Source organism: Actinophytocola sp. (assembly GCF_009379765.1).
Lineage (GTDB): Bacteria > Actinomycetota > Actinomycetes > Mycobacteriales > Pseudonocardiaceae > Actinophytocola.
This window is the reverse complement of record NZ_WHTD01000012.1, coordinates 21,065-46,674: the sequence shown is the minus strand read 5'-3', so window position 1 is coordinate 46,674 and position 25,610 is coordinate 21,065. Positions and strand designations below refer to the sequence as shown.

28 protein-coding genes and 2 pseudogenes are annotated in these 25,610 nt (G+C 71.8%); 15 read left to right on the top strand and 15 right to left on the bottom strand.

Translation table 11 applies throughout. The features are described 5' to 3' along the window. Positions 1-2: 2 nt before the first annotated feature. The 3 genes from GEV28_RS05620 (at position 3) to GEV28_RS05610 (ending at position 2,660) form a co-directional block, all read left to right on the top strand. A complete protein-coding gene (locus GEV28_RS05620; protein WP_291409281.1) occupies positions 3-1,283 on the top strand; it encodes a HAMP domain-containing sensor histidine kinase in 1,281 nt (426 codons plus the stop codon). A 224-nt stretch (positions 1,284-1,507) separates the two neighbouring features. Then, positions 1,508-2,086, top strand: a complete 579-nt coding sequence (locus GEV28_RS05615) for a PepSY domain-containing protein (RefSeq protein WP_291409279.1) — start codon at positions 1,508-1,510, stop codon at positions 2,084-2,086. 28 nt (positions 2,087-2,114) lie between these two features. Beyond that, the gene (locus GEV28_RS05610; RefSeq protein WP_291409277.1) at positions 2,115-2,660 is read left to right on the top strand and encodes a GNAT family N-acetyltransferase; all 546 of its coding nucleotides are present in this window, start codon (positions 2,115-2,117) and stop codon (positions 2,658-2,660) included. On the opposite strand, the gene GEV28_RS05605 is transcribed toward GEV28_RS05610, so the two are convergent. After that, positions 2,638-3,201 (bottom strand): carboxymuconolactone decarboxylase family protein, encoded by a 564-nt coding sequence (locus GEV28_RS05605; RefSeq protein WP_291409275.1) that lies wholly within the window; start codon positions 3,199-3,201, stop codon positions 2,638-2,640. The genes GEV28_RS05610 and GEV28_RS05605 overlap by 23 nt on opposite strands. Before the next feature lie 23 nt (positions 3,202-3,224). On the opposite strand from GEV28_RS05605, the gene GEV28_RS05600 reads away from it, so the two are divergent. Both GEV28_RS05600 and GEV28_RS42165 read left to right on the top strand, forming a co-directional pair. After that, positions 3,225-3,728 carry a MarR family transcriptional regulator gene (locus GEV28_RS05600; RefSeq protein ID WP_291409274.1) on the top strand — a complete coding sequence of 168 codons (504 nt, stop codon included), beginning with the start codon at positions 3,225-3,227 and terminating at the stop codon, positions 3,726-3,728. Positions 3,729-3,813: 85 nt separating this feature from the next. Further along, positions 3,814-4,467 (top strand): nitroreductase/quinone reductase family protein, encoded by a 654-nt coding sequence (locus GEV28_RS42165; RefSeq protein WP_367115037.1) that lies wholly within the window; start codon positions 3,814-3,816, stop codon positions 4,465-4,467. A 548-nt stretch (positions 4,468-5,015) separates the two neighbouring features. Here the strand turns inward: GEV28_RS42165 and GEV28_RS05590 are convergent. Next, a complete protein-coding gene (locus GEV28_RS05590) occupies positions 5,016-5,414 on the bottom strand; it encodes a DUF5313 family protein (RefSeq protein ID WP_291409272.1) in 399 nt (132 codons plus the stop codon). A gap of 122 nt (positions 5,415-5,536) precedes the next feature. Here GEV28_RS05590 and GEV28_RS05585 point away from each other — a divergent pair, with 122 nt between their 5' ends. Then, positions 5,537-6,328: an endonuclease/exonuclease/phosphatase family protein gene (locus GEV28_RS05585; RefSeq protein ID WP_291409270.1), complete on the top strand. Its 792-nt coding sequence runs from the start codon at positions 5,537-5,539 to the stop codon at positions 6,326-6,328. A 161-nt stretch (positions 6,329-6,489) separates the two neighbouring features. Here the strand turns inward: GEV28_RS05585 and GEV28_RS05580 are convergent, their stop codons facing one another. Together GEV28_RS05580 and GEV28_RS05575 are read right to left on the bottom strand one after the other, a co-directional pair. Then, complete coding sequence (locus GEV28_RS05580; RefSeq protein WP_291409268.1) at positions 6,490-7,383, bottom strand: hypothetical protein; 894 nt, start codon at positions 7,381-7,383, stop codon at positions 6,490-6,492. Positions 7,384-7,467: 84 nt separating this feature from the next. Then, positions 7,468-8,615: pseudogene (locus tag GEV28_RS05575) on the bottom strand (epoxide hydrolase family protein). Positions 8,616-8,652: 37 nt separating this feature from the next. Between GEV28_RS05575 and dinB the strand changes: the two are divergent. From dinB to GEV28_RS05555, 4 genes are all read left to right on the top strand, one after another. Beyond that, positions 8,653-9,846 carry a DNA polymerase IV gene (gene dinB / locus GEV28_RS05570; protein ID WP_291409266.1) on the top strand — a complete coding sequence of 398 codons (1,194 nt, stop codon included), beginning with the start codon at positions 8,653-8,655 and terminating at the stop codon, positions 9,844-9,846. 42 nt (positions 9,847-9,888) lie between these two features. Beyond that, complete coding sequence (locus GEV28_RS05565) at positions 9,889-10,326, top strand: hypothetical protein (protein WP_291409264.1); 438 nt, start codon at positions 9,889-9,891, stop codon at positions 10,324-10,326. Further along, positions 10,323-10,667: a transcriptional regulator gene (locus GEV28_RS05560; RefSeq protein WP_291409262.1), complete on the top strand. Its 345-nt coding sequence runs from the start codon at positions 10,323-10,325 to the stop codon at positions 10,665-10,667. The genes GEV28_RS05565 and GEV28_RS05560 overlap by 4 nt, the downstream gene beginning before the upstream one ends. A gap of 209 nt (positions 10,668-10,876) precedes the next feature. After that, positions 10,877-11,248 carry a DUF1304 domain-containing protein gene (locus GEV28_RS05555; RefSeq protein WP_291409260.1) on the top strand — a complete coding sequence of 124 codons (372 nt, stop codon included), beginning with the start codon at positions 10,877-10,879 and terminating at the stop codon, positions 11,246-11,248. A gap of 237 nt (positions 11,249-11,485) precedes the next feature. On the opposite strand, the gene GEV28_RS05550 is transcribed toward GEV28_RS05555, so the two are convergent. From GEV28_RS05550 to GEV28_RS05540, 3 genes are all read right to left on the bottom strand, one after another. Then, positions 11,486-11,689, bottom strand: coding sequence for a hypothetical protein (locus tag GEV28_RS05550; RefSeq protein ID WP_291409345.1), 204 nt, complete (start codon positions 11,687-11,689; stop codon positions 11,486-11,488). 165 nt (positions 11,690-11,854) lie between these two features. Then, positions 11,855-12,367 carry a hypothetical protein gene (locus GEV28_RS05545; protein ID WP_291409258.1) on the bottom strand — a complete coding sequence of 171 codons (513 nt, stop codon included), beginning with the start codon at positions 12,365-12,367 and terminating at the stop codon, positions 11,855-11,857. Positions 12,368-12,466: 99 nt separating this feature from the next. Continuing rightward, positions 12,467-12,829: a helix-turn-helix domain-containing protein gene (locus GEV28_RS05540; protein ID WP_291409256.1), complete on the bottom strand. Its 363-nt coding sequence runs from the start codon at positions 12,827-12,829 to the stop codon at positions 12,467-12,469. Positions 12,830-12,916: 87 nt separating this feature from the next. Between GEV28_RS05540 and GEV28_RS05535 the strand changes: the two genes are divergently transcribed. Together GEV28_RS05535 and GEV28_RS05530 are read left to right on the top strand one after the other, a co-directional pair. Further along, entirely contained in the window at positions 12,917-13,531 is a 615-nt protein-coding gene (locus GEV28_RS05535) for an NAD(P)-dependent oxidoreductase (protein WP_291409254.1), read from the top strand. 248 nt (positions 13,532-13,779) lie between these two features. After that, on the top strand, positions 13,780-14,877 hold the full coding sequence (locus GEV28_RS05530; RefSeq protein ID WP_291409252.1) for an FUSC family protein: 1,098 nt from the start codon (positions 13,780-13,782) through the stop codon (positions 14,875-14,877). A 14-nt stretch (positions 14,878-14,891) separates the two neighbouring features. Here the strand turns inward: GEV28_RS05530 and GEV28_RS05525 are convergent, their stop codons facing one another. Then, on the bottom strand, positions 14,892-15,590 hold the full coding sequence (locus GEV28_RS05525) for an NAD-dependent epimerase/dehydratase family protein (protein ID WP_291409250.1): 699 nt from the start codon (positions 15,588-15,590) through the stop codon (positions 14,892-14,894). Here GEV28_RS05525 and GEV28_RS05520 point away from each other — a divergent pair. Then, entirely contained in the window at positions 15,583-16,518 is a 936-nt protein-coding gene (locus GEV28_RS05520; RefSeq protein WP_291409248.1) for a nucleoside hydrolase, read from the top strand. The two genes, GEV28_RS05525 and GEV28_RS05520, sit on opposite strands and share 8 nt — an antisense overlap. A gap of 171 nt (positions 16,519-16,689) precedes the next feature. After that, the gene (locus GEV28_RS05515) at positions 16,690-16,938 is read left to right on the top strand and encodes a hypothetical protein (protein ID WP_291409246.1); all 249 of its coding nucleotides are present in this window, start codon (positions 16,690-16,692) and stop codon (positions 16,936-16,938) included. Here GEV28_RS05515 and GEV28_RS05510 read toward each other — a convergent pair. After that, positions 16,901-17,125 carry a DUF2630 family protein gene (locus tag GEV28_RS05510; RefSeq protein ID WP_291409244.1) on the bottom strand — a complete coding sequence of 75 codons (225 nt, stop codon included), beginning with the start codon at positions 17,123-17,125 and terminating at the stop codon, positions 16,901-16,903. The two genes, GEV28_RS05515 and GEV28_RS05510, sit on opposite strands and share 38 nt — an antisense overlap. A gap of 63 nt (positions 17,126-17,188) precedes the next feature. On the opposite strand from GEV28_RS05510, the gene GEV28_RS05505 reads away from it, so the two are divergent. After that, positions 17,189-18,358 (top strand): glycosyltransferase, encoded by a 1,170-nt coding sequence (locus GEV28_RS05505; RefSeq protein ID WP_291409242.1) that lies wholly within the window; start codon positions 17,189-17,191, stop codon positions 18,356-18,358. Between the two features lie 171 nt (positions 18,359-18,529). Here the strand turns inward: GEV28_RS05505 and GEV28_RS05500 are convergent, their stop codons facing one another. The 6 genes and pseudogenes from GEV28_RS05500 to glgX all read right to left on the bottom strand — a co-directional run bounded on the left by GEV28_RS05500 (position 18,530) and on the right by glgX (position 25,593). After that, positions 18,530-18,907: a VOC family protein gene (locus tag GEV28_RS05500; protein WP_291409240.1), complete on the bottom strand. Its 378-nt coding sequence runs from the start codon at positions 18,905-18,907 to the stop codon at positions 18,530-18,532. Beyond that, on the bottom strand, positions 18,904-19,122 hold the full coding sequence (locus tag GEV28_RS05495) for an FCD domain-containing protein (protein ID WP_291409343.1): 219 nt from the start codon (positions 19,120-19,122) through the stop codon (positions 18,904-18,906). The genes GEV28_RS05500 and GEV28_RS05495 overlap by 4 nt, the downstream gene beginning before the upstream one ends. Before the next feature lie 160 nt (positions 19,123-19,282). Continuing rightward, positions 19,283-19,390, bottom strand: a pseudogene (locus tag GEV28_RS42160) (VOC family protein); the annotation flags it as partial. Positions 19,391-19,409: 19 nt separating this feature from the next. After that, complete coding sequence (treZ, locus tag GEV28_RS05490) at positions 19,410-21,140, bottom strand: malto-oligosyltrehalose trehalohydrolase (protein ID WP_291409238.1); 1,731 nt, start codon at positions 21,138-21,140, stop codon at positions 19,410-19,412. Then, a complete protein-coding gene (gene treY / locus GEV28_RS05485; RefSeq protein ID WP_291409341.1) occupies positions 21,137-23,419 on the bottom strand; it encodes a malto-oligosyltrehalose synthase in 2,283 nt (760 codons plus the stop codon). The genes treZ and treY overlap by 4 nt, the downstream gene beginning before the upstream one ends. Further along, positions 23,419-25,593: a glycogen debranching protein GlgX gene (glgX, locus tag GEV28_RS05480; protein WP_291409236.1), complete on the bottom strand. Its 2,175-nt coding sequence runs from the start codon at positions 25,591-25,593 to the stop codon at positions 23,419-23,421. The genes treY and glgX overlap by 1 nt, the downstream gene beginning before the upstream one ends. Positions 25,594-25,610 lie beyond the last annotated feature (17 nt).

Here is a 25,610-nt window from a genome sequence, read left to right as displayed (position 1 = left end):
CCGTGCGCCGCCGGGTCCTGCTGCTCGTCGCCGCCACCACGCTGCTCGTGCTGGTGGCGTTCCTGGTGCCGCTCGCCGTGCTGGTGAAGAACGTCGCCGCGGACCGCGCCGTGCAGAACGCGACCGTGCGGGCGCAGTCGCTGACCTCGCTCGTCGCGACCACCCCGCCGGACGCGCTCGGGGTGACCGTCCAGCAGGTGGACGCCGCCACCGGGTACGACGTCACGATGTTCCTCGAGGACGGCACCCGGTTCGGCGCCGAGGCGGACCGGTCGCCGCTCGTCGAGCTCGCCTGGCGAGGGCGCAGCGAGTCCGCCGAGGTGTCCGGCGGCCGCGAGATCGTGTTCGCCGTCGGCGGTCCCGGCCGGGTGGTCGCGGTGATCCGGACGTTCGTGCCGGACGCCGAGCTCACCCGCGGCGTCACCCGCGCCTGGCTGCTGCTGGCCGGGCTCGGGGTGGCGCTGCTGGTGGTCTCGCTCGTCGTGGCCGACCGGTTGGCGCGCACGCTGGTCCGCTCGACGATCGACCTCGCGGCCGTGTCGCACCGGCTCGGCGGGGGCGAGCTGTCCGCGCGGGCCGACGTGTCGGCGCCGGACGAGCTGGGCGTGGTGGCGAGGGCGCTCAACGGGCTGGCGGGGCGGATCACCGACCTGCTGCGCGAGGAGCGCGAGACGATCGCGGACCTGTCGCACCGGGTGCGAACCCCGTTGACCACGCTGCGCATGGACGCCGAGTCGCTGTCCTCTTCGGACGCGGAGCGGATCGTGGTCGGGGTGGATGCAGTGAACCGCGCGGTCACCGATGTCATCCAGCAGGCCCGCAGGCGCGGCGCCGACCCGTCCGGCGCGTCCGTGGACGCCGCCGAGGTGGTGCGCGAGCGGGTGGCGTTCTGGTCGGTGCTCGCCGAGGACACCGACCGGGAGCTGACCGTCGACATCGGACCGGGCTCGCTGCCGGTGCCGCTGGCCCGGGTGGACCTGGAGGCGTGCGTGGATGCCTTGCTGGGCAACGTGTTCGCGCACACCCCGAACGGGACCGCGCTCGCCGTGCGGCTCGCCGGCCGGCCCGGCGGCGCCACCCTGGTCGTCGCCGACGCGGGCCCCGGCCTGCCCGGGTCCACGACCGGGGCGTTGCGGCGCGGGGCCAGTGGGTCCGGGTCCAGCGGGCTGGGCCTGGACATCGTGCGGCGCGCGGCCGAGCACACCGGCGGCGAGGTGCGGCTGGAGCCGGGTTCGCCCGGGTTGACCGTCGTCGTCGAGCTGGGTGCATTAGGGCCGCGTTAACCGTCGGGCAGCGCGGTGCTAGGCCGGGTCGCGACACCGTGGTGAGGACCTTGCAGCTGATCCGAAGGGACTCACCATGAGCGAGCTTGCGAGCGAATCAATGTCACAGGGCGACCGCGAGGGGCTCGACCGAGCCTGCGAGGGGGAGTCATGAGCGAGCTTGCGAGCGAATCAATGCCACAGGGCGACCGCGAGGGGCTCGACCGAGCCTGCGAGGGGGAGTCATGAGCAGGAAGACACTGGTCATCGTCGCGGCGGCCGGGGCCATCGCGGTCTCCGGCGGTGCCGCGGTCGCGCTGGCGGCGAGCGGCGATCCGCTCTCGGCCGGCGCCCAGCCGACAACGAGCACGACGTTCGACCCGACCTCGTCCGCCGCCACGTCCCCCTCCACCGCCACCCCGACCGCCGCGACCGGTCAGCTGACGCCGGACGACGCGGCCCGGATCGTGCGCGAGCGGCTCGGTGGCGGGACCGTGCACGAGATCGAGCGCGAGCTCGAGCACGGCCGCACCGAGTGGAAGGTGGAGATCACGAAGGACGGCGTGACCTATGACGTCCGGGTCGACGCCGAGACCGGCGACATCACCCGCATCGAGCAGGACGGCCGCCGCGGCGGCCGCGACGACGACCGCACCGGCATGCCGACGCCCAGCGCCACGGTCGACGACCACGGCGGCGACCGCCACGACGGCTCCGGTGACGACCACGGTGGTGACGACGACCACGGTGACGACCACGGTGACGACCATGGCGGCCACGGTGGTGACGACGGCCCGGGCGACGACAAGGGCGGCGACCGTTGATCAGCCGCCGGCGTTAGCCTGGCTGTTTGTGCACCGAGGCATCATCATGCGCCGCACCGACGCGATCCAGCTCGGCCGGCACGCCACCCAGCTCGAGAGCCTGTACCGGCGCTGTTTCACCGAGCCACCGTGGCGCGAGTCGGCCGAGCGGCTCGCCGGTTTCCCCGACCGGCTGACCGCGCACCTGGGCCGCGGCGGCTTCGACGGCCTGCTGGCGGTGGACGATGGCTACCTGGTCGGTGCGATCTACGGCTGGCCCGCCGGCCCCGAACTGGCCTCGGGCTCCCGCTTCGACGACGCGTTGGCCGCCGCGGTCACCCCCGCGGTGGCCGGCCGCTTGGTGGGCCCGGCGCTGATCGTGGCCGAGCTGATGGTCGACCCGGCCCACCAGCGCCGCGGCATCGGCCGTTCACTGCTCACCCGCTTCGTCACCGGGTGGCCCTCCGCGTGGCTCTGCACCCACCCCGAGGCCCCGGCAGCCGGCATGTACCGCCGCGGCGGCTGGCGCGAGGAGGCCACCTTCGCGATGGAGGAGTACCCGATGGTCCTGTTCACCTGGCAGGCACCGGTCTGACCTCGTCCCAGGCGAAGGGGGCCAGGGGCTCGTCCAGTGGGGCGGCGGTCATCCGGTTGGCCAGTGTGGACAGTGTGTAGGTCCCGATGCCCAGCACCACCTCCAGCGCCTGCCTCCGCGTATAGCCGGCCGCCAGGAACGCGGCCATGCGCTCGTCGCCGACCGCGCCTGCCGACTCCAGAACGTCCACAGTGAACAGTCGAAGCACCTCCAGGCGGGGGTCGGTCAGTGGGACGCCGGAGCGGAGCGCGGCGATCAGCGCGGGGTCGGCGTCGAGTGCGTGCAGCTTCGCCGTGTGCATGGCCACGCAGACGTGGCAGCCGTTGCGGGTCGCGATCGTCATGATCAGGGTCTCGCGGGCGAGGGGATCGAGGGTCGTGGTCTCGAACAGACCGCTCAGCTTCAGGAAGCCGTCGAGCACCTCCGGCGCCTCGGCCAACCTGGCGACCGCGGCCGGCAGGTAGCCGAACCGCGCGGCGGTCGCGGTCAGGGTCCGGCGGGCGGCCGGCGGGGCGGACTCGACGGTGTGGTCGACGAACATGAGACTCCGGTAAGTTAGACAACATGGTTGACGAGATAGTAAACCGAGTTGTCGAATCTGGCAAGGACGGTGCTCCCGGCTTCGAGCTGCCCCTGCTGCTGTTCGCGGGTTTCCGCTCGCTCATCGACCAGCTGCACGCCGAGCTCGCCCGCCAGGGCCACCCCGACGCCCGCCCGGCGCACGGGTTCGCCCTCCAGGCGATCGGCCGCGACGGCGCCACCGCCAGCGAGCTCGGCCGCAGGCTCGGCGTGTCCAAGCAGGCCGCCGGCAAGACCGCCGACCGGCTGGCGAAGGTCGGCTATGTCGAACGCGCGGGCGACGACGCCGATGCGCGGCGCAAGCTCATCCGCCTGACCCCCCGGGGGGCCGACGCACTCGCCCGCTCGGCGGCGATCTTCGACGACCTGCGTGCGCGGTGGGTGCGCACCCTCGGCGCGAACCGCGTCCGCGACATCGAGTCGGCCCTGCGCACGGTCACCCCGGACGGCATGTGGCGCCTGGACGTGGCGGGCTGGTTCGGCTCGTGATCCCGCCCCGCATCCGTCGAGCGGGTCGAGGTCGTCGACCCGGGCCCCGGCGAGCACATCCTGGAGATCGGCTGCGGTCGCCGGCATGGACAAGGCGTTCTCCGTCGACGTCAACGTGTTCTGGACCCGCGACCACGCCCGCGAGCTGGCCGTGCTCCACCGGGCGCTGCACCAGGGCGGGCGCCTGTACATCCTCTACGGCACCGGCCCCACCGGCGAGGACCGGGTGATCCGGACGATCGCGGCATCCCTGGCGGACCACGGCGTCACCCGCCGTCGGGCCGTTACGCTCGGCCGACGGGATGGGCATCATCGCGGAGAGGACGGAGCCGTAGTGGACGCCAAGGAGATCAACCGGAAGGTGATCGAGCAGTTCCGGGCCGGCGGCGAGATCGAGGGCATGCACCGGGACCGGCTGCTGCTGCTCACCACCACCGGCGCGCGGACCCGCCACGAGCACACCACGCCGATGATGTTCGTCTCGGACGGGGACAGCGTCCTCGTGCTCGCCTCCAACGCCGGCGCGCCGTCGCATCCGGACTGGTACCGCAACCTCGCCGCGCACCCCGACGTCACCGTCGAGATCGGCGCCGAGCGGTACGCCGCCACCGCCACCACGCTCACCGGCGACGAGCACGACCGGAAATGGGCGGAGATCAAGGAGAAGTTCCCGTTCTTCGCCGACCACGAGGTGAAGGCCGGCCGCACCATCCCGGTCGTCGCGCTCACCCGGTATTGAGTCCCACCCGCCACTTTTGTCTCCGCGCGCAGAACCGTGCGGCATGGGCGGAGCCGCCGTCAGTCGGAGACTGTCACGAGCATTCCTACTCCGAACTGGTTCTACTTCTGTCGAGATTGCCCTTTGCCGTTATCGCGTTCGAACACGCGACGAGTCCCGCGGCCGGCGATCAGGCACCGGCGGGATTCATGGAGATGCGAGTTGTGGGCGCCCGGTCCGACGGCCGGACGCCCATTCGCAACTAACCAACTGAAACTGGATGGATGGTGGTTGGCTGACCAGCGGTTTCGGTGGTTTCCTCCTCCGTTTCCTCAGTGTTGCCTCAGTGGCAGTACCACCAGCCGCAGCAGAGGGAGATTCCGATACCCAGCCCGATGATGATCACGAGCACCTCCACCTGTGGGGGTTTCGTTTCGCTGTTGCGAACGTGACATCGACGTTAGCGACGGGTTGGGCGCACTGTCTTTCCCCGGTCAGGCTGACGATTTGTCGCCGTGCGTGGCTCAGTTTCGGAAACTCCCCGCGAATGGCCTAGTGCGCGACCTCGTTCAGGTGGATCGGCCCCACTTGCGGCGGTATCGCTCGGCCTCGTCGGCATGTTTCGCCGCGTCTTTCGCGCGCCGCGTCGCGGTCGCGTGTCCCGGCGGGAACCCGTACCGGACGAGCCGCGCGTCGACGCTCTCCATCGCGTTGGTCACCGCGAACCGCAGGCTCACCAGCACCCCGAGCAGCACCGACCCCAGCGCGACCGGCCAGTTCCCGCCCACGAGCCCCAGGAGTACCAGCAGCACCACGAAGATCGGCGCCAGCACGACGAACGTGCGCAGCAGCGCGCGGGCGAGCCAGCCGCGGCACGTGGCGTCGTGCAGGACCCAGTCCCGGTAGCGGGCGGGGAGCCGGCCGCCGTACTGGTACCACAGCCACAGTGCCGGGTTCGGGCGCCTCATGGTCGCGGCTCGGCAACGGAGATCGTGCCCTGCGCCGCACCGGTCCGCTCCACTGGATCTCCCTTCCTCGCCGGCAAATCCGGATCTTGCCATTGTTCACCGCCGTCTGCTTGTGTGATGTGATGCGCACCCTCACCCGGCTCGTCGCGATGTCGTTGGCCCTGCTTGGTTTCGCCGCACCGCCCGCCTCGGCGGCCACCGCGCCGGTCAGCACGGCGACAACGACAGCGGCCACCACCGTCAAGGTCCTGCAGCTCAACATCTGCCACAGCGGTGTGGCCGGCTGCTACGCCGGCGCGGAGCCGGTGATGGCGAAGGCGGTCTCCGTGATCTCGTCGACGACGCCACAGGTCCTGTCGGTGAACGAGGCGTGCTCGGGCGACGTGGCCCGGCTGCGCGCGGCGATGGGTGACGCGCAAGCGGCGTTCGTGGCGGCGCAGCGTCGGGACGGCTCGCCGGTGCTGTGCACCAACGGCCAGCAGTACGGCAACATCATCATGGTCGTCGCGGCACTCGCCGGCGGCCCCGCCGTCACCGGCCGCTACACCGCCCAGGACGACAGCAACGAGATGCGCGTGTGGGCCTGCATCCCGGCAGGCGGGCTGAGTGCCTGCACCACCCATCTGTCCGCGCGCAGCGGCACGACCGCGCTGGCCCAGTGCCGCGAGCTGATGACCCGTGCGGTGGGCTACGCCGCGAACGGCCCGGTGGTGGTGTCCGGCGACATGAACCTGCGCTACCAGGGCAGCCCGAACGTGCAGGACTGCAACCGCTCGGGCTTCTACCGCAAGGGCGATGGCAGCGTCCAGCACGTCTTCGCCACGACGAGCCTGACCTTCGTGAGCGGCCGGTCGATCAGCATGTCGGGCACCACCGACCACCCGGCGTGGCTGGTCACCACCACGATGGGCTAGGCCATGTCTCGCGGATCTTGGATCGTGGTATTCGCGCCCAGCTGCCTCCTGGCCGCGTTGTCGGAAGGCCCGAATACAACCCGGTATGCGCGACCTACCGCCGCCTTGCCAGGAGACATCTGGATCACGAATCCCATCGACCAAGATCCACGAGACACGACCTAACGGCGCTCCGCGACGATGGAGACGCCGTGCCGGTCGACGCCGAGCAGGCAGGGGATCATCTCCGAGGACGGGTAGTCCGACTCCATCACCATCGAGCGGATCGTGCGCACGTGCGGGGACGACGCGGCCGCCACGATCACGTGCTGCGGGCAGGGGATCGCCGCCACGAAGCGGTCCTCGCCGACCAGCGGGGCCAGCTGCTCGTGGAAGTCCGGCAGGCACACCACCGGCGCTGCCAGGCTGCCGTCCCGGTGCATGTCGATCACGCCGTTGTCGTAGCCCTCCATCCGCAGCCCGGTCGTGAGCGTCGTGCGGGCAGTCTCGAACAGGTCATCGAACGTGCCGGGGAACGCGCCGGCCGGGCTCAGCTGGTGGTGCGTCATGTGACTGACGCCCAGCCCGCCGCCCCGCGTCGGGCCGACCATCGCCAGCGACACGTACAGCCGGCCGGGAACCACCGCGCGGTGCGGCATCGTCTCGAGCAGGTCGAACTGCGGTGACGACGCGCTCCACAGCATCGGCAGCAGCTCGCCGTCCCGTTCCACCTGCTCGGCCCGCTCCGCGAACCCCTGCGTCGCGACCGCCTCGAGCTGGTCGCGCGCGGCCGCGAACGCCTCCGCCCAGCGGTCCGGGTCCGGCCGCGGGAACGTGTAGTACACGGCCGCGTTCGGGAACGTCGTCTCGATGAAGAAGCTGTCCGCGATCGACGGCTCCCACTCCGAGTGCAGCGCCACGACGTCCTCCGGCCGCGCGTGGTGCCGGTAGCGCGCCGAGTCCCACGCCCGGCGCACGCAGTCGTCCGCGATGGTGGGCGCGCTGGCGGCCGCGTGCTCGTCGCGGCCGCGGCGCAGCTGGAAGACCACCACGTTGCTGGAGGGGTCGGTGTCCACGTGGGACACGATGCCGGCGCTCGCCGGTGCGGGCCACGTCCGTTGCACGGCAGGGCACATCCGCTGCGCGTCCGGACAACACGATCATCGCACCAGCCGGAGGAACGTCCGCACCTCCCCGACGAACAGCTCCGGCTGCTCGAGCGCCGCGAAGTGCCCACCCCGGTCCAGCTCCCCCAGTGCCGGATGTCCGGGTACCGCTTGGCCGCCCAGCGCCGCGACGGCCTGGGCACCTCCTTCGGGAAGATCGAGCAGCCGGTCGGCACCGGCACGGTGTCGTCGGTGGACGTGGTGAACCACTCGGTCACCTGGCGGATGCTCTCCCAGTACAGCCGCGCCGAGGACGCCGCGGTGCGGGTCAGCCAGTACAGCGTGATGTCGTCGAGCATCTCGTCGCGCGTCAGCACGTTCTCCGGGTGGCCGTCGGAGTCGGTCCACGACGCGAACTTCTCCACGATCCACGCGGCGAGGCCTGCCGGTGAGTCGGTCAGCGCGTAGCCGACGGTCTGCGGCTTGGTCGACATCTGCGCCGAGTAGCCGGACTCGTACTCGGCCGAGCGCCTCAGGTCGTCCAGCGCCGCCCGTTCGGTGTCCGTCAGGTCGCCGAACGTGTCCGGGTCCGGGGCGGCGATCGGCGGGTTGAGGTGGATGCCGACCAGGTGCTCGGCGTCCTGCTGGGCGAGGCTCGTGGTGATGCTCGTGCCCCAGTCGCCGCCCTGCGCGCCGTAGCGCTCGTAGCCCAGCCGCGCCATCAGCTCCCGCCAGGCGGCCGCGATCCGCTGCACAGTCCATCCCGGCTCGGCCGGCTTGTCGGAGAAGCCGTACCCGGGCAGCGACGGGCACACTACGTGGAACGCGTCCGCGGGGTCGTCGGGTCTGGTCAGCGGGCCGATGACCTTCTCGAACTCGATGACCGAGCCCGGCCAGCCGTGGGTGAGCACCAGCGGCAGCGCGTCCTCGTGCGGGGAGCGGACGTGCAGGAAGTGGATGCCGAGCCCGTCGATCTCGGTGCGGAACTGGGGGAGCGCGCCCAGCCGCGCCTCGGTCGCCCGCCAGTCGTAGCGCTTCTCCCAGTGGTCGCACAGCTCGCGGAGATAGGTCAGCGGCACTCCCTGGGACCAGTCGGCGACCGGCTCCCGCTCGGGCCAGCGGGTGCGCGCGAGCCGGTCGCGCAGGTCGTCGAGCTCCGCGTCAGGGATGTCGATCCGGAACGGGAAAACCTCCGCTGACATGCGGACCTACCTTTCTGTCGGTGGTTGATGCGAACATATGTTCGTGACTGCGGCAACCATCCTGCATGCCGACCTGGACGCGTTCTACGCCTCCGTCGAGCAACGCGACGACCCCAGCCTGCGCGGCCGGCCGGTCATCGTGGGCGGCGGCGTGGTGCTGGCATGCAGCTATGAGGCCAAGCGCCTCGGCGTCCGCACCGCGATGGGTGGTCATCGCGCGTTACGCCTGTGCCCCCACGCCATCGTGGTGCCGCCGAGGATGTCGGCCTACAGCGCCGCCAGCAAGGCGGTTTTCGAGGTCTTCCGCAACACCACGCCGCTGGTCGAGGGGTTGTCGATCGACGAGGCGTTCCTCGAGGTCGGCGGGCTGCGCAAGATTTCCGGCACACCGGTCGAGATCGCCGGGCGATTACGCAGGGAGGTGCTCGAGCAGGTCGGCCTGCCCATCACCGTCGGCATCGCCCGCACCAAGTTCCTGGCCAAGGTGGCCAGCGGGGTGGCCAAGCCCGACGGTCTGCTCGTGGTGCCTCCGGACGGTGAGCTCGAGTTCCTGCACCCGCTGCCGGTCGAACGGCTGTGGGGTGTCGGCCGGGTCACCGCCGACAAGCTGCACGAGCGTGGTGTGTACACGGTCGGGCAGGTGGCGGGGCTCGCGCAGTCGTCGCTGGTGGGCATGCTCGGCAAGGCCAGTGGGCGACACCTGCATGCGCTGGCGCACAACTATGACCCGCGCCCGGTGCGGGTCGGTGTGCGGCGCCGGTCCATCGGGTCGCAGCGCGCGCTCGGCCGCGCGCCGCGCACCCGGGCCGACCTGGAGGCCACGCTCGCCTCGCTGGTCGACCGGGTGTCCCGGCGGCTGCGCGCGGCCAAGCGGGTCTGCCGCACGGTCGTGCTGCGCCTGCGGTTCGCCGACTTCGTGCGGGTCACCCGCTCGCACAGCCTCATCCACTCCACCGACGACACGCAGCTGCTGCTCGACGTAGCCCGCCGCCTGCTGCGAGACGCCATGCCACTCATCGACGAAAGGGGGATCACCCTGGTCGGCATCGCCCTGGCCAACCTGGACAACGAGGACGCGATCCAGCTGGCCCTGCCGTTCGAGCGCTACCCTGCCGGTTCGTTGGACGCCGCCCTGGACCATGTCCGCGACCGCTACGGCACCGCGGCCGTCACGAGAGCCGCGTTGCTGGGCAAGGATCCGGGCATCTCGGTCCCGCTGCTACCGGACTGACCGCGCTTGTGTTTCCAAGCCGGAAACTCTAAAGTTTCCAGTATGGAAACCGAGGGTGGGATCAGCGCGGCCGAGGCGTCGGCGGCGTTGGCGTCGGTCGGGCGGAGCCGGGCGCGCGTGGCGTGGACCGGGTACCCGAGGTGGTACTGGCTCGTCACCGCGGCAGTCCTGGCCGTGGCACCGTTGGCGACGCTGCTGCCGGACTGGCTGGGTCTCGCGGTCTGCGCCGCCGCCGTCGTGGTGCTGGCCATGCTCGCCGTTGCCGCGAGTCGGGCTCGTGGCGTGTGCGAGTCCTGGACGCGCAGCGCGATGCGGTTGCGGGACCTGCTTCTGCTGTACGGGCCAGCGGTCGTCGTGATGCTCGCGGGCACCTTCGCGTCGCGGTTTGCGTGGTGGTTGCCGATCGTGGCCGCGATGCTGGGGTTCGTGCTGTTCGCCGGCACCGGGCTCACGCTGAGCGCTCGGGCCGGGCGCAGGTGAGCCCACGGCCCGACACCGAACGGTCGGCCGCGTCGGCCGCGGGGCCGGCCGGGGCGGCCGACGACGACGGGTTCGATGCGGTGATCCACGCCCCGGTTCGGCTGCGGATCTGCGCGGCGCTCGACCCCGTGCGGGAGATCGAGTTCGGCACGATGCTCACCGTCCTCGACATCAGCAAGTCCGCGCTCAGCAAGCACATCGCGGTGCTCGCCGACGCCGGCTACGTCGTCCAGCGCCGCGCCGTGCGCGACACCCGGCAGCGGGTCAGGCTCGGCCTCACCGACCGGGGCCGGCGCGCGTACAAGGGGCACGTCGCCGCGCTGCGCCGGATCGTCGGCTGACCGATTTGTCTCAAGTGGACGATCGCGCCTCGGCTTCGTGCTGTCCTTCGGCTACCGGTCGACGAACGGTCGGTCACTGCGCGGCTGCTCGGCGTGTACGGTCTGGTCACCGTGCCGCGGTCGCTCGAGGTGCCGGAGCGGGAGTCGGAGCAGCAGGACGGCGAGCAACCGCTCGCCGCCGAGTAGGGAGGTTGGCGTTGGACGCCGGTATGGACATTGCCGCCGCGGTCGTGGTGGGTCTGGTCGCGTTGCTGCACGTGTACATCCTGGTGCTGGAGATGTTCCTGTGGCGGACGCCGCGTGTTCGGGCGATCTTCGGCACCACCGCCGAGGTCGCCGAGTCCAGCGCCGCGCTCGCGGCCAACCAGGGGCTGTACAACGGGTTCCTCGCCGCAGGCCTGGTGTTCGGCCTGGTCGCCGGCGGCGCGGACGGCACCGTGGGCTTCCCGGTCACGGTGTTCTTCACCGCCTGCGTGGTGGTCGCCGGTGTCTACGGCGCGGCCACCGCGAACCCGCGGATCCTCCTCGTGCAGGCACTTCCCGGCGCGGTCGCGCTGGGCCTCACCCTGATCGCCCACTAGCCCAAGAACCCGCGAGTCCAACACCCAGAACCCGCGAGTCCAACGTTCGGAACCCGCGAGTCCAACGTTGGCGCCGCGGGTGTCGGGCTCGCGGGTTTCCCGGGCTCCTCGGCGGTCGGACCGGGGCCCGACCGCCGGCGACCCCGCCAGCTGGTTGTCTCAACTCGCGGGATCTCGACCACGAGCGCTCCCGGGCGTGCCGCGGCCGTGGCACGGGCATACCCGTTGGGTGACCGGTCAATCCTGACGAGGCTCCTCCCAGGGAGCCGGCTCGTCGTCCGCCGGCATCTCGGACTCACGCCACTCCTCGGCGCGGTTCGGGCGGTTGGCGCGGAGCATGCCGTCGAGCTCGTGCGCGAGGTTGTCGTCCCGCCGTGGGCCCGTGCGTGTCGCTTTCCCCGGTGCCTGGGCGCGACCGCGGCGAAGTCGTTGCTGGACCAGGACTTCCGAGTGTCCGAGGAGCGCGGCACGGTCGTGTCGATGCCGGATCGGTCAGGCGGGTCGTGACCACGATGCACCCGTCGCCCGTGCTGCGCGCCAAGGACCGTGAGGCGGCCTGTGGAGAACCTGCTGGCCGCCCTCACGGTCGTGGGCGAAGGCGTTGGGTCAGCGGACGACGCGGCGGTAACGCCGCAGCCGGCGCGGGCCGGGCAGGGCGAACCGGCGGATCAGGTAGGTGAGCACGCCGCCGATCACGAGCCACAGGATGGCGGCGAGGCCCTCGTTGAACAGCGTGGCCAGCTTGGCGTTGTCCGGGGTGAACAGACCGTTGAGGCCCAGCCGGACACCGGACGCCCAGCTGTCCACAAAGGATGCGAAGCCGTTGGCCATGTTCGCCTCGCCCAGCACCAGCACGATGTGCACGCCGAGCACGGCGGCGAACGCCACGGTGATCACGTTGATGACCGTGCAGACGATGTTGACCGTGCGAATCCGCCGGTAGTCCGGGTTCGTGACGCCTTCCTCGACGACCTCGTCCTCGTACGGTCCGGTGGTGCGCGGAGTGGACGCCGGCGGCGGCTCCGGGGTGTGGGATGCCGCGGGTTGCCGCACCGTCGGCGGATCAGCGGCCGGGTAGGGATCGAGCCGGGTTCTGTCCGGGTCCTGCTCGTGGCGCATGGTTCCTCGCAGACCAGCCGCGCGGCCAACGGCACGCGGCTTATCGTCCGGGCGACTGCCTAGGAACCGAGTCTAAGTCCGGGTCCGGGGGCCCGCTGATTAGCGAGCGGCGAAGGACTCGCGCGCGCGGCGCAGCTCGGCGAGGTGTTGTCGGGTCCAGGCGCACTGTGCGGCCATGGGCTCGAACAGGGTGTGGCCGAGCGGGGTGAGCTCGTAGGTGACGCGGGGCGGGATCTCGTCGTGGGCGGTGCGGGTGAGCATGCCGTCGCGTTCGAGCGCCCGCAGCGACTCGGTGAGCACCTTGGGCGTGATGCCCCGCAGCGGGACGGTCAGCTCGGAGAACCGCCGCGGCCCGTCCCGGAGGCAGGTGATGATCTTGGCCGTCCACTTGACACCGACACGCATCGGCAGCGGCTCGGTGAGGCAGTCGGTGAACATGTCGGGGTCCAGCGGCTCGGCCATGCTTCCCAGGTTACGCACACTATCGTTGCGGAAACCGGGGTCGGGCCTCCTACCGTGCCGATCATCAGCCGACGGAGGAGGCTTTCCATGAGCAAGATCGTCGTCTTCGGCGCGGGCGGCCGGGCGGGTCGCCGCATCGTGACCCATGCACTGGCGCGCGGCCACGAGGTGACCGCCGTGGTCCGCGACCCGGGGCGCCATCCGGCCCTGACTACCGAGCGAGGAGACGTGACCGACCCCGACGACGTGGCGACCTTGTCCGCCGGGCACGACGTGGCCGTCAACGCCGCCGCGCGCCTGGACATGTCGTCAACAGGCTTCTACACCGCCGCGACGCGCACGCTGATCGCCGGCCTGGCCACCCCTCGCCTGATCGCGATCGGCATCGGCACCGTGCTGGCCGACGCGTCCGGCACCCCGCTGTACGAGGCCCCGGACTTCCCGGCCGGGGCGAGGGAGTTCACCCTGGGCCATGTGGCGGAGCTCGAGCTGCTGAAGGCGTCGGCTCTCGACTGGGTGGTCCTGGCCCCGCCGCCCACGACCCTGGACCCGGACGCCCCGGGCATGGGCCGCTACCGCTTCGGCGACACCCATGCGCTGCCGGCCGCACCGTTCTCGTATGCCGATCTGGCCGCCGCGGTGGTGGAGGAGATCGAGCAGTCCCACCACCATCGAGCCTTGGTGGCGGTAGGCCCGGCCTGACCGGGCCTGGCCTCCGGCCCCCCGACATCCAGCGTACCGACGGGCACCGACAGTGTCGGGCCACGCCGACCGAGGCTGTGGACAGCCCGGTCCTGGCGCGGGACCGTCCACAGTCAAAACCCACATCGCCCGGGGTTGTCGGTGTCCGCCACTAAAATGGATACCGGGGGCCGGGGGCCAAGGTCGGCGGCGGGTCGGCGGCCTCTCGGACTGCGCGGCGAGCCGTTCGTTCATTAGCCTGGCTTCCCGTGCGAGTCAGTCGGGCGCGGGTTCGGGCGCGGGTTCGGGCAGTGGCGCGGCAGCGGGTCCTCCTGTTGCGGCGGATGGCGCTACCCATCCTCCAGTGCGCGGTCGCCGCGGCCCTCGCCTGGCTCGTCGCCACCCAGGTGTTTCAGCACGCCCGGCCGTTCTTCGCGCCGATCGCGGTCGTCATCTGCATCGGCGTCGGGCTCGGGCAGCAGCGGCTGCGGCGGGTCGTCGAGCTCGTCGTCGGGGTGAGCCTCGGCATCGGGGTCGGGGATCTGCTCGTCAGCAGCATCGGCACCGGGCCCTGGCAGATCGCGCTCGTGCTCGCGCTCGCCATGACCACCGCCGTCCTCCTCGACGGCGGGCCGCTCGTCACGTTGCAGGCCGGCTCGTCGGCCGTCCTCGTCGCGACGTTGCTCCCGCCCGGCGGCACCGACGGCATCGACCGCATGCTCGACGCGCTCATCGGCGGCGTCCTCGGGCTCGCCGCGATCGCCGTGCTCCCCGGCAACCCACCCGAGATCGCCCGCAAGCACGCCCGCCAGATGATCGCCGAGCTCACCACCGCCCTCACCGCCGCCGCCGACGCGCTCGACGGCCACGACCGCGACCTCGCCGCCCGCGCGCTGCGCCGCATCCGCACCCAGCAACCCATCGACGACTACCGCAACGCCCTGCGCACCGCCCGCGAGATCCTCGCGATCTCACCCCTGCACCGCCGCCAACGCCACCTGCTGCGGTCCTATCTGGACGCGGCCGAGCCGCTCGACCACGCGCTGCGCAACTGCCGCGTTCTGCTCCGCCGCACCCGGTCCGCACTCTCCGACGACGAGCCGGTCCCGCCCGCCCTGCCGGAAGGGCTGCGCAAGCTCGCCGCCGCCACCAAGCTGCTCGCCGCCGAGCTGGGCGAGGACACCACCGCCACCCGCGAGGCCCTTCGCGACGCCGCGGCCACCGTCGACACCGACAGCCTCGCGCACAGCGGCTTCTCCGCCCAGGTCGTCGCCGCGCAGCTCCGCTCGGTCGCGGTCGACCTCCTCCAGGCCACCGGCCTCCGCCACGACGCGGCCCGTGCGATCCTGCCTTCGGTCAACGACTGAACGCCGGGCGGCCGTCAGCGGGCCAGGGCGTTCATCTCCGGGCTGTTCAGGACTCTCGTGTCGGCGCCGCCGCCTCGGGCCAGCGCGAGCATCGCCCTGCCCACCGTCTCCGTCGTCGTGATGTGGTCGCGGAGCACCAGGCGCAGCAGCGGGTACAGCACCGACGTCACCCGGTACATCGTCCGATACAGCGCCACCTTCGACCGCGCGCCGTGCCGTGGCTGGATGTAGCCCGGCCGCAGGATGTACGCGTCGAGCGGGCCGTCGAGCAGCGCGTTCTCCGTCCGGCCGCGCACCCGCGCCCACATGACCCGGCCCTTCTCGGTGCGGTCCGCGCCCTGGCCCGACACGTACACGAACACCGCCGACGGGTCGAGCACCGAGGCGACGTACAGGGTCAGGTCGTGCGTGACCCTCGTGTAGTCCGCCTCGCTCATCCCGCTGGACGGCACGCCCAGGCAGAAGAAGCACGCGTCCACACCGGACAGCTCGGCGACACCGGCGAGGTCGAACAGGTCCGGGCGCCGCACCTCGCGGAGCTTCGGGTCGGACACCCCCGCGGAGCTGCGACCGACCGCCACGACCGACTCGACGTCCGCGGCCAGCAGGCACTCGCGGACCACACCCTGGCCGACCATCCCGGTCGCGCCGAACACCAGCACCTTCACCCCGCGACCGTACCGCCGGCCGGCATACTCTCGGCCCGTGGCCACGCCGATCATCCTCGACTGCGACCCCGGGCACGACGACGCGCTGGCGATCGTGCTCGCCGCCGCCCACCCGGCGGTGCGGCTGCTCGCGATCAGCACCGTGGCCGGCAACCAGACGCTCGACAAGACCACCCGCAACGCCAGGCGGATCTGCGATGTCGCTGGCATCGCGGGTGTTCCGATCGTGGCCGGGCGGGCGAAACCGTTGCGCGGCAACCAGATTGTCGCCGCTGATGTGCACGGTGAGTCCGGGTTGGACGGTCCCGGCTTCGGCCCGCCGGTCACCCCGGTCACCAGCACCGACGGCGTCGGCTACCTGCGTGACCTGCTGCGCGGACGGGCCGAGCAGGTCACCGTCGTCGCCACCGGACCGCTCACCAACGTCGCCGCGCTGCTGCTCGCCGCCCCGGACGTCGCCGCCATGATCGAGCGGGTCGTGTTCATGGGCGGCAGCACCGAGCAGGGCAACGTCACACCCTGCGCCGAGTTCAACGTCTACGCCGACCCCGAGGCCGCGGACATCGTGCTGCACAGCGGGATCCCGGTGACGATGGTCGGCCTCAACGTCACCCACCAGGCGCTCGCCGACGAGGCCGTCCAGCGGCGCATCGCCGCGATCGGCAGCCCACTCGCCCGCGTCTGCGTCGAGCTGCTCGACTTCTTCGCCGGCACCTACCACGACATCTGGGGCTTCCCTGCGCCGCCGCTGCACGACCCGATCGCGGTGGCGCTGCTGGCCGAGCCCGATGTCGTCGGCACCACCCGCACCCGGCTGGACATCGAGCTCACCGGGACATTCACCCGCGGCGCCACCGTCGTCGACCTCTACGAGCGGACCGGCCGCCCGCCGAACGCGGACGTCGCGGTCCGCCTGGACACCGAGCGGTTCTGGGACATGGTGGTGCGCGCCGTCGCCACCCTGTCCACCTGAGGCACGCCCCCGCTTCGGACGTCGCGGGCCTCGACGCGCTCGACGTTCGGGATGGCGCGTTTCGTGCAAGTGTCCCCCGCCGGAAGTTCGTCACTCGATTCGCCGGCCCAGCTTCCAGCTGGCGGCGTTGCCGGCCCGCCCGAGTACAAGCCAGTACGAGGAACCGGCGCCTTGCCAGCAGAAATGATCGGCGAGGACAAGGACTGGATCGCTCGGAACCGTTCCGGGCCGGTGTCCGGGGTGTGGGGCGGGCTGTCGATGAAGCTGCACCCGGTGGCGGTGATCCTCGCGGTGACGATCGGGGCCGAGCTGGCGGGGATCGTCGGGGCGCTGCTCGCGGTGCCGGTGCTGACGACCGTGCGTGGCGCCACCCGGCCGCTGCTCACTGCAGATAGCCCTCCACCACGTCGGCCGGCCTGACCTCGGCGTCGTTGGGGTTCTCGCCCGCGGAGCGGCGGGCGTGACGCTGGCGCAGCAGGTCCCAACAGCGGTCGAGCTCGACCTCGAGGGCCTTCAGCCGACGCGCGTCCGGCTCGCTGCCGCGTTCGAGCTTGTGCTCCTCGTCGATGAGCTCGTCGATGCGGGACGAGATCTCCTTGTCGTTCATCACTGCCCCTTCGTACGGCCGTTGTTCCCCGCCCATGCTCGCAGAAAAGGCTACGGTCGGCCGATGAAGGTGCTGATGGCCACGACAGCCGGGTCCGGTCATTTCGGACCGATACTGCCGCTCGGTGCCGCGCTGCTGCGGGCCGGTCACACGGTGGAGGTGGCGGCGCCGCGGTCGTTCGTTGCCGCGGTCGAGCGTGCCGGCTACCCGTACCGGCTGTGCGAGGACATCCCGCCGGAGGAGTACCAGGCCGCGCACGAGCGCCGGCTCGCGAACGTGGCGACGTTGGGCCACGCCGCGGCGGCGGAGATCTTCGCGCACCTCGCTCCGCGCGCGATGTTCCCGGGTGTGCTCGACGCGATCGACTCCTGGCGGCCGGATCTGGTGCTGCGGGAGGTCGGGGAGCTGAGCTCGCACCTCGCGGCGGTGCTGCGTGGGGTGCCGCAGGCGCAGGTGATGCTGGGCCTGTCCGCGTTCGACGACCTCCTGCTCCCGGCGATCGTGCCCTACGCGGACCGGCTGCGGTCGGAGACCGGGTTGCCGCCGGACCCCGACGGCTCGGCGTTCGCGGCCGTGCCGTCACTGTCCCAGCTGCCGCTGTCCTATGAGGACCCGTCGGCGCCGGGCCACCCGGAGATGCGTCGGTTCCGAGCTGTATCGGCGGCCCCGGCCGCGCTGCCCGCCTGGTGGCCCGCCGCGGACCTGCCGCTGGTGTACGTGACGTTCGGCTCGGTGGCGCCGGTGGTCCCGTTCGCGTCGGCGGCGCTGCGGACGGTGGTCTCGTCGCTGGCCGACCTGCCGGTGCGCCTGCTGGTGACGGTCGGCGACGCCGGCTCTGTCGACGGGTTCCCGGCCGAGGCGCACGTGGAGCGGTGGGTGCCGCAGCGGGACGTGCTCGCGGCGGCGTCGGTGATGGTGTGCCACGGCGGGATGGGCACGGTCCTGGGCGGTTTGGCGGCCGGCGTGCCGATGGTGGTGGTGCCGCAGTTCGCCGACCAGCCCGAGAACGCGTCGCGGGTGGCCGCGTTGGGCGCGGGCCTGCGGGTGGGTGACTTCGGGATGGTGGCGGAGGCGCCGCCGCCGGATCCCGCCGCGGTGCGTTCGGCTGTGTTGCGGGTGTTGGAGGAGCCGCCGTTCCGGGAGGCGGCCGGGCGGGTGGCCGCAGAGATCCACGCGCTGCCTACGGCGGACGAGATGGTGCCGGAGCTGGAGGGGCTGGCCGTTCGGGTATAGCCGGTGGCGAGACCTGGGCTCGTGGGGATCAGCCCAGGCGAGAAGTGCGCCCAGCTCCAGCTTGCCGAGGTCGGTCAACTCGTGGTAGCGCCGCGGCGGCCGGCCGCCAGTGATACCTGATCACCACGGACCCCTGCTGAACACAGCCCACACGATGGCCCGCGGGTGCTCCTAAAGTTCTGGCAAGCGCCGGCGGAGCAGGCAGAACTCGTTGCCTTCCGGGTCGGCCAGGACGTGCCACGACTCGTCGCCGGTTTGGCCCACGTCCGCCGGACGGGCGCCCAGCGCCAGCAGTCGCTCCAGTTCGGCGTCCTGGTCGCGGTCCACCGGGTTCACGTCCAGATGGAACCGCAGCGGAGCCGTCTTCTCCTCGGCCACGAGCGCAAACACGATGGTCGGCGCGGCGCTGTCGAAACCCGACTCCGGGCCGATCTCGATGTCGGCCCCCTCGCGGCCCAGCTCCACGTAGCCGAGCACCTCGCACCAGAACCGGGACAGCGCCTCGGGATCGTGGCAGTTCAGCACGAGTTCGGAGAGTCGGCAGCTCATGTGTCGAACCTAGACAGGCGGTCCCGCGCCGTCTCCAGGTGGTGGGTCATCGCCTGCCTGGCCTGGTCAGGGCGGCCGGCGACCAGCGCCTCGACGATCGCCCGGTGTTCCACGATCGTCTGCTCGCCGAACGGCTGGTTGTACGACAGCCGGAAGAAGTGCAGGTGACAGTGGGTCCGCACGAACGCCTGCTCGATCGCCAGGTTTCCGGCGATGAAGGCGAGTCTTGCAGTTCAGCGTCGGAGCCGCCGATCGTGTGCGTGACACAGACCATCTACGTGCGGTTCTGCTCGCCTGTCGGCGGCCGGAGGTTGTCCGGGAGGACCCGGTGCACGCCGGTCGGGAGCATCGCCGACGAGGTGCTGTCCAGGTGATCGTCACACCGGACGACAAGATCATCTGCGTGCGCTCGACCATCTCGTAGCCGGTGGTGGCGGACCAGAACTCCGCCAGGGTGCGGGGGTTGCGCGCGTCGAAGGTGATGGTTGTAGATGAAGGCCATCTACATCACCACGAAGGACTCGGCCGGGACGCGGACATGGGTGCCGGTGACCTCGGGCCGCGCGGAGGCAAGGAGCACCGGGCCCGGTCGGCGGTCGAGCAGGAACTCGGCGTCCGCGGTGCCCAGGTTGACCAGCACCCGGCGGCGGCCCCGGTGGAGGATCAGCCACGCGTCGGACGTCTCGACGGTGAAGTGGTCCAGCCGGGGATCCGCCAGCTCGGGATACGTGCGGCGCAGCGCGATGAGCGCCCGGTAGGTGTCGTAGACGCCGCGGTGGGCCGGGTCGTGCAGCTCGGCCCACGGGAGGGTCGAGCGGATGACCGTGCCCACGTCCATCGGGTCGGGGACCTCGGACTCGCCCCACCCGTGCTCCGCGAACTCCTTGCGGCGGCCGTCGCGGACCGCGGCCGCGAGGTCGGGATCGGTGAAGGAGGCGAAGAACTGCCATGGCGAGCCGGCCGCCCACTCCTCGCCCATGAAGATCATCGGGGTGTACGGGGAGCACAGGACGATGGCCGCGCCGCAGAGCATGCGCGCGGGGGAGATGGTGGCGGTCATCCGGTCGCCCCGGGCGCGGTTGCCGATCTGGTCGTGGTTCTGCAGGTAGATGAGGAACCGGTGGCCCGAGGTGCGTCGCGGGTCCACCGGGCGGCCGTGCGTGCGGCCGCGGAACGACGACCACGTGCCGGCGTGGAAGAACGCCTGGCGCAGCGTGGTCGGCAGCGCGCCGGGAGCGCCGAAGTCGGCGTAGTAGCCGTCGGTCTCGCCGGTGAGCGCGACGTGCAGCGCGTGGTGCAGGTCGTCGCACCATTGGGCTTCCAGGCCGTAGCCGCCCGCGTCGCGTGCGGTGACCAGCTTCGGGTCGTTGAGGTCGGACTCCGCGATGAGGTGCAGCGGCCGGCGCAGCCCCGCGGCGAGCGCGTCGACCTCGGCGGCCAGCTCCTCCAGCACATGCGTGGCGCCCCTGTCGACCAGCGCGTGCACGGCGTCGAGGCGCAGGCCGTCGAGGTGGTAGTGCTGCAGCCAGCACAGCGCGTTGTCGAGGACGTAGCGGCGGACCTCGTCGGAGTCGGGGCCGTCGAGGTTGAGCGCCGGACCCCAGACGGTGCGGCCGGCGAAGTACGGCCCGAACCGGTCGAGGTAGGCGCCGGACGGGCCGAGGTGGTTGTAGACGACGTCGAGCAGCACGCCGATCCCGCGCGCGTGGCACGCGTCGACGAACCGCTTGAACGCGGTCGGCCCGCCGTACGGCTCGTGCACCGCGCCCCACCCGACGCCGTCGTAGCCCCAGCCCGCGGTGCCGTCGAACGCGTTGACCGGCAGCACCTCCACGAAGTCGACGCCGAGGTCGACGAGGTGGTCGAGGTGCTCGAGCGCCGCGTTGAACGTGCCGTGCTCGGTGAACGTGCCGACGTGCAGCTCGTAGATGACGCCGCCCGCGAGCGGCCGGCCGGTCCAGCGCTGGTCGGTCCAGCCGAACGTGCCGTGGGAGTAGCGCCGCGACGGTCCGTGCACACCTGCCGGCTGCCACTGCGAGCGCGGGTCGGGCAGCGGCGTCCCGTCGTCGTCGAGCAGGAACGCGTAGTCGGTGCCGTCGCCGGTGCCGGGAACCTGGGCGTGCCACCAGCCGCGGTGGTCGCGCGCCATCTCGCGGGTGGCCGGGCCGAGCCTGAGCCGGACCCGCTCGCGATGCGGGGCCCAGACGGAGAAGTGCTCGTCGTCGCGGGTCATGGGGCCTCCCTGCGGAGGAAGGCGACGGGGTAGCGGTCGAGCAGATCGCCGAGCGCCGCGGTGGGTGCCACCGAGCGGCCGGTCAGCAGGTCGGTCCACGTGCCGCGCCCGGCGGGGAGCGCGAGCACGGTGTCCTGCCAGCCGGTGCGGGCCAGGCCCACCGGGAGGCGGGTGGCCACCGCGGCCAGGTCGGACCCGCGCATGAAGGCCAGCGCGTGCCGCGCGGCCGGGCCGTCGGCGTGCAGCGGCCGGTAGCCGGTGAACAGCCGCGGTTCCGCGCGGCGCAGCCGCAGGACCGTGCGGACCACGTGGAGCTTGACGGCGCCGGTGTGATCGACCTCGGGGAGCCAGCCCTGTTCCAGGCGGGTCAGCAGTTCGGCGCGCAGCGGGTGGTCGACCGGGCGGCGGTTGTCCGGGTCGACCAGGGACAGGTCCCACAGCTCGCTGCCCTGGTAGACGTCGGGCACGCCCGGTCCGGCCAGCTGGACCAGCTTCTGGCCCAGCGCGTTGGACCAGCCGGGCAGCCGGACTCGCTCGACGAACGCTTGTACCTCGGCGGCCAGTCCGGCATCGCCCAGGACCGCCTCCGGCCAGTCGCGCACGGCCTTCTCGAACTCCTCGTCGTGGTCGACCCACGAGGTGGCGACCTTGGCCTCCTTCGCCGCCTTGTCCAGGTATGCGGACAGCCGCGCCGGGGTGATCGGCCACGCGCCCACCAGCGTCTGCCAGGCCAGGAGCTCGAGCGTGGGCTCGGGCAGCCCGCGGCGGGCCGACCATCGGGCGGCCGCCTCGGCGAACTCGGCCGGCAGCTCGGCGAGCACCGCCAGCCGGGCGCGGACGTCCTCGGACCGTTTGGTGTCGTGTGTGGACAGTGCGGTCATGCCGGCGGGCCGGCCGGACTCGCGGGCCACCGCGCCCGCGTGGAACTCGGCCACCGACACACCGAACCGGTCGGGTGCGCCGCCGACCTCGTTGAGTCCGGTGAGGCGCGGGTAGCGGTAGAACGCGGTGTCCTCGTCGCCCTTCGCGACGACCATGCCCGACGTCTGCTGGATGCGGGTGGCCAGCTCGCCGTGCGGGTCGGTGCGCACCGCGCGGTCGATGGTGTCGACGGCCTCCGCGAGGTGGGGCCTGCGCGCCCGCGCGACCGCCGCCGACCAGTGCGCGGAGCCTTCCGGCAGGTACGAGCGGTAGACCGGGAACGCGACCATCAGCTCGGCGACGGCCTCCCGCGCGGCCTCCTGCGCGACCTCCGCGGGCACGCCGGGCACCAGGGCGGCGATCCGGCGCGTCTCGGCGACCAGCGACGTCGAGGTGATGAGCCGCCGGCAACGCTCCGCCTCGGCGTGGAAGTCGATGCCGCCGAACGTGGCCGCGAGCCCGGTGAGCGGCCCCTCGCCCGCCTGGTCGACGAACACCCCGCAGATCTGGCGGAGCGCGTCGTAGCCGGTGGTGCCGTGCACCGGCCAGGATGCCGGGAGCTCCTCGCCGGCCGCGAGGATCTTCTCGACGACGAGCCAGCAGTCGGTGTGCTCGCGCAGCCGCCGGAGGTAGCCACCCGGGTCGGCGAGGCCGTCGGGATGGTCGATGCGCAGGCCGTGAACCTCGCCGGACTCGACCCAGCGCAGCACCTCGGCGTGCGTGGCGGCGAAGACCTCCGGGCGCTCGACCCGGACCGCGGCGAGCGAGGTGACGTCGAAGAAGCGGCGGTAGGTCAGCTCGGCGTTGCCCCGCTTCCAGTGCACGAGCCGGTAGTGCTGGCGCTCGTGCACCTCGGCGGCACTGCCCTGGCCGGTGCCGGGCGCGATCGGGAACTCGTGGTCGTAGTAGCGGAGCCGATCCTCCCGGACCTCGAGCCTGCCCCCGTCGCCCTCGTCGCCGAGGACCGGCAGCAGGATGGGGCCGCGCGCGAAGTCGATGTCGAAGTAGCCGGCGTAGCGCGACGCCGGGCCGTGGGTGAGCACGTCCCACCACCACGGGTTGGCCAGGGGGACCTCGACCGACATGTGGTTGGGCACGAGGTCGACGACCAGCCCGAGGCCGGCCGAGCGGACCGCGGCCACGAGCCGCAGCCGGGCCTCCTCTCCGCCGAGCTCCGGGTTGGCCCTGGTGGGGTCGACGACGTCGTAGCCGTGCGCGGATCCGGGCGCCGCGGCCAGCAGCGGCGAGGTGTAGACCGCACCGACGCCGAGCCGGTCGAGGTAGGGCACGAGGTCGGCGGTGGCGTCGAGGGGGAAGTCGGGGCGGACCTGGATCCGGTAGGTGGAGCTGGGCACCATCACACCGGGGCTCCGGTGCGCTGCAGGACCAGGAGCGAGCGGGACGCCACCGTGGTCGTGGAGCCGGCGTGCACCGTGCGGGCGGCCGTGGGGTTGCCGCCGGCCACGACGCCCACCACCACGCCGCCGCCGGACTCGGCGAAGACCTCGCCGCTGGCGGTGTCGACGATGACCGTCCATTCGGCGCCGTAGCTCCCGTCCGGAACGGTCATCTCGATGTCGTCGTCGTGGGCGTTGAAGCACAGCAGGAACGAGTCGTCGCGGACGCGTTCGCCGCGGCGGTCGAGGTCGCCGATGGCGTCGCCGTTGAGGAAGACCACGATGCAGCGGCCGAACCCGGACTCCCAGTCCTGCTCGGACATCTCCTCGCCGGCCGGGGTGAACCACGCGATGTCGCGCAGCTCCCCACCCTTGCGGATGGGCCGGCCGGCGAAGAACCGGCGCCTGCGGAACACCGGGTGGTTGTGCCGCAGCTCGATGACCGCGCTGGTGAAGTCGACCAGGTCGCCGTTGCGCTCGGCCAGCGACCAGTCGACCCACGACAGCTCACTGTCCTGGCAGTAGCCGTTGTTGTTGCCCTGCTGGGTGCGGCCCAGCTCGTCGCCGTGGAGCAGCATGGGCACGCCTTGCGACAGCAGCAGCGTGGCCAGCATGTTGCGCCGCTGCCTGGCCCGCAGATGGTTGATCTTCTCGTCGTCGGTGGGGCCCTCGGTGCCGCAGTTCCACGACCGGTTGTCGTCGGCGCCGTCGCGGTTGCCCTCGCCGTTGGCCTCGTTGTGCTTCTGGTTGTAGGACACCAGGTCGTCGAGGGTGAAGCCGTCGTGCGCGGTGACGAAGTTGATCGACGCGTACGGCCGCCTGCCGTCGTCCTGGTAGAGGTCGGACGAGCCGGTGATGCGCGAGCCGAACTCGCCGAGCGTGGCCGGCTCGCCGCGCCAGAAGTCGCGGACGGTGTCGCGGTACTTGCCGTTCCACTCCGTCCACAGTGGAGGAAAGTTGCCCACCTGGTAGCCGCCGGGCCCGACGTCCCACGGCTCGGCGATGAGCTTGACCTGGCTGATGACCGGGTCCTGCTGCACCAGGTCGAAGAACGTGGACAGCCGGTCGACGTCGTAGAACTCCCTGGCGAGCGTGGCGGCCAGGTCGAAGCGGAACCCGTCGACCCGCATCTCGGTGACCCAGTACCGCAGCGAGTCCATGATGAGCTGCAAGGTGTGCGGGCTGCGCACGTTGAGCGAGTTGCCGGTGCCGGTGTAGTCCATGTAGTACCGCCGGTCGTCCTCGACCAGCCGGTAGTACGCCTCGTTGTCGATGCCGCGCAAGGACAGCGTGGGGCCGAGGTGGTTGCCCTCCGCGGTGTGGTTGTAGACGACGTCGAGGATGACCTCGATGCCGGCCTCGTGCATGGCCCGCACCATCGCCTTGAACTCCTGCACCTGGCTGCCCGGCGTGAGGCTGGCCGCGGCGTAGCCGTCGTGCGGCGCGAGGTAGGCGATGGTGTTGTAGCCCCAATAGTTACGCAGGCCCCGCTCGGTGAGCCCGTGGTCGTGGAGGAACTGGTGGACCGGCATCAGCTCGACCGCGGTGATGCCGAGGTCGATGAGGTGGTCGATGACCACCGGATGGGCGAGCCCCGAGTAGGTGCCGCGCATCTCCTCGGGGATCTCGGGGTGCAGCTTGGTCATCCCGCGCACGTGTGTCTCGTAGATGACCGTCTCGTTGTACGGCGTCTTGGGCGGCCGGTCGGTGGCCCAGTCGAAGAACGGGTTGACGACCACGCCGCGGATGGTGTGCCCGGCCGAGTCGGCGTCGTTGTGCTCGTCCGGCTCGCCGAACGGGTAGCCGAACACCGACCCGTCCCAGTCGACCGCGCCGGTGACCGCCTTGGCGTACGGGTCGAGCAGCAGCTTGGCGGGGTTGCAGCGCCGGCCGTCGGCCGGGTCGTACGGGCCGTGCACGCGGAAGCCGTACTGCTGGCCGGGGCCGACCCCCGGCAGGTAGCCGTGCCACACGAAGCCGTCGACCTCCGGCAGCCGCACGCGCGTCTCGGCGCCCGCCGCGTCGAACAGGCACAGCTCGACCCGCTCCGCCATCTCGGAGAACAGCGCGAAGTTGGTGCCGGCGCCGTCATAGGTGGCGCCGAGCGGGTAGGGGGAACCTGGCCAGGCCTGCACACGTGCTCCTCGGTGGG

Excerpts from the sequence above, each read along its gene's own strand:
- GEV28_RS05615 (WP_291409279.1), top strand. The coding sequence starts at position 1,508 with ATGAGCAGGAAGACACTGGTCATCGTCGCGGCGGCCGGGGCCATCGCG.
- GEV28_RS05605 (WP_291409275.1), bottom strand. The coding sequence starts at position 3,201 with ATGTTCGTCGACCACACCGTCGAGTCCGCCCCGCCGGCCGCCCGCCGG.
- GEV28_RS05600 (WP_291409274.1), top strand. The coding sequence starts at position 3,225 with ATGGTTGACGAGATAGTAAACCGAGTTGTCGAATCTGGCAAGGACGGT.
- GEV28_RS42165 (WP_367115037.1), top strand. The coding sequence starts at position 3,814 with ATGGACAAGGCGTTCTCCGTCGACGTCAACGTGTTCTGGACCCGCGAC.
- GEV28_RS05590 (WP_291409272.1), bottom strand. The coding sequence starts at position 5,414 with ATGAGGCGCCCGAACCCGGCACTGTGGCTGTGGTACCAGTACGGCGGC.
- GEV28_RS05585 (WP_291409270.1), top strand. The coding sequence starts at position 5,537 with ATGCGCACCCTCACCCGGCTCGTCGCGATGTCGTTGGCCCTGCTTGGT.
- dinB (WP_291409266.1), top strand. The coding sequence starts at position 8,653 with ATGTTCGTGACTGCGGCAACCATCCTGCATGCCGACCTGGACGCGTTC.
- GEV28_RS05565 (WP_291409264.1), top strand. The coding sequence starts at position 9,889 with ATGGAAACCGAGGGTGGGATCAGCGCGGCCGAGGCGTCGGCGGCGTTG.
- GEV28_RS05555 (WP_291409260.1), top strand. The coding sequence starts at position 10,877 with ATGGACATTGCCGCCGCGGTCGTGGTGGGTCTGGTCGCGTTGCTGCAC.
- GEV28_RS05545 (WP_291409258.1), bottom strand. The coding sequence starts at position 12,367 with ATGCGCCACGAGCAGGACCCGGACAGAACCCGGCTCGATCCCTACCCG.
- GEV28_RS05540 (WP_291409256.1), bottom strand. The coding sequence starts at position 12,829 with ATGGCCGAGCCGCTGGACCCCGACATGTTCACCGACTGCCTCACCGAG.
- GEV28_RS05535 (WP_291409254.1), top strand. The coding sequence starts at position 12,917 with ATGAGCAAGATCGTCGTCTTCGGCGCGGGCGGCCGGGCGGGTCGCCGC.
- GEV28_RS05510 (WP_291409244.1), bottom strand. The coding sequence starts at position 17,125 with ATGAACGACAAGGAGATCTCGTCCCGCATCGACGAGCTCATCGACGAG.
- GEV28_RS05505 (WP_291409242.1), top strand. The coding sequence starts at position 17,189 with ATGAAGGTGCTGATGGCCACGACAGCCGGGTCCGGTCATTTCGGACCG.
- GEV28_RS05500 (WP_291409240.1), bottom strand. The coding sequence starts at position 18,907 with ATGAGCTGCCGACTCTCCGAACTCGTGCTGAACTGCCACGATCCCGAG.
- treZ (WP_291409238.1), bottom strand. The coding sequence starts at position 21,140 with ATGACCCGCGACGACGAGCACTTCTCCGTCTGGGCCCCGCATCGCGAG.
- treY (WP_291409341.1), bottom strand. The coding sequence starts at position 23,419 with ATGGTGCCCAGCTCCACCTACCGGATCCAGGTCCGCCCCGACTTCCCC.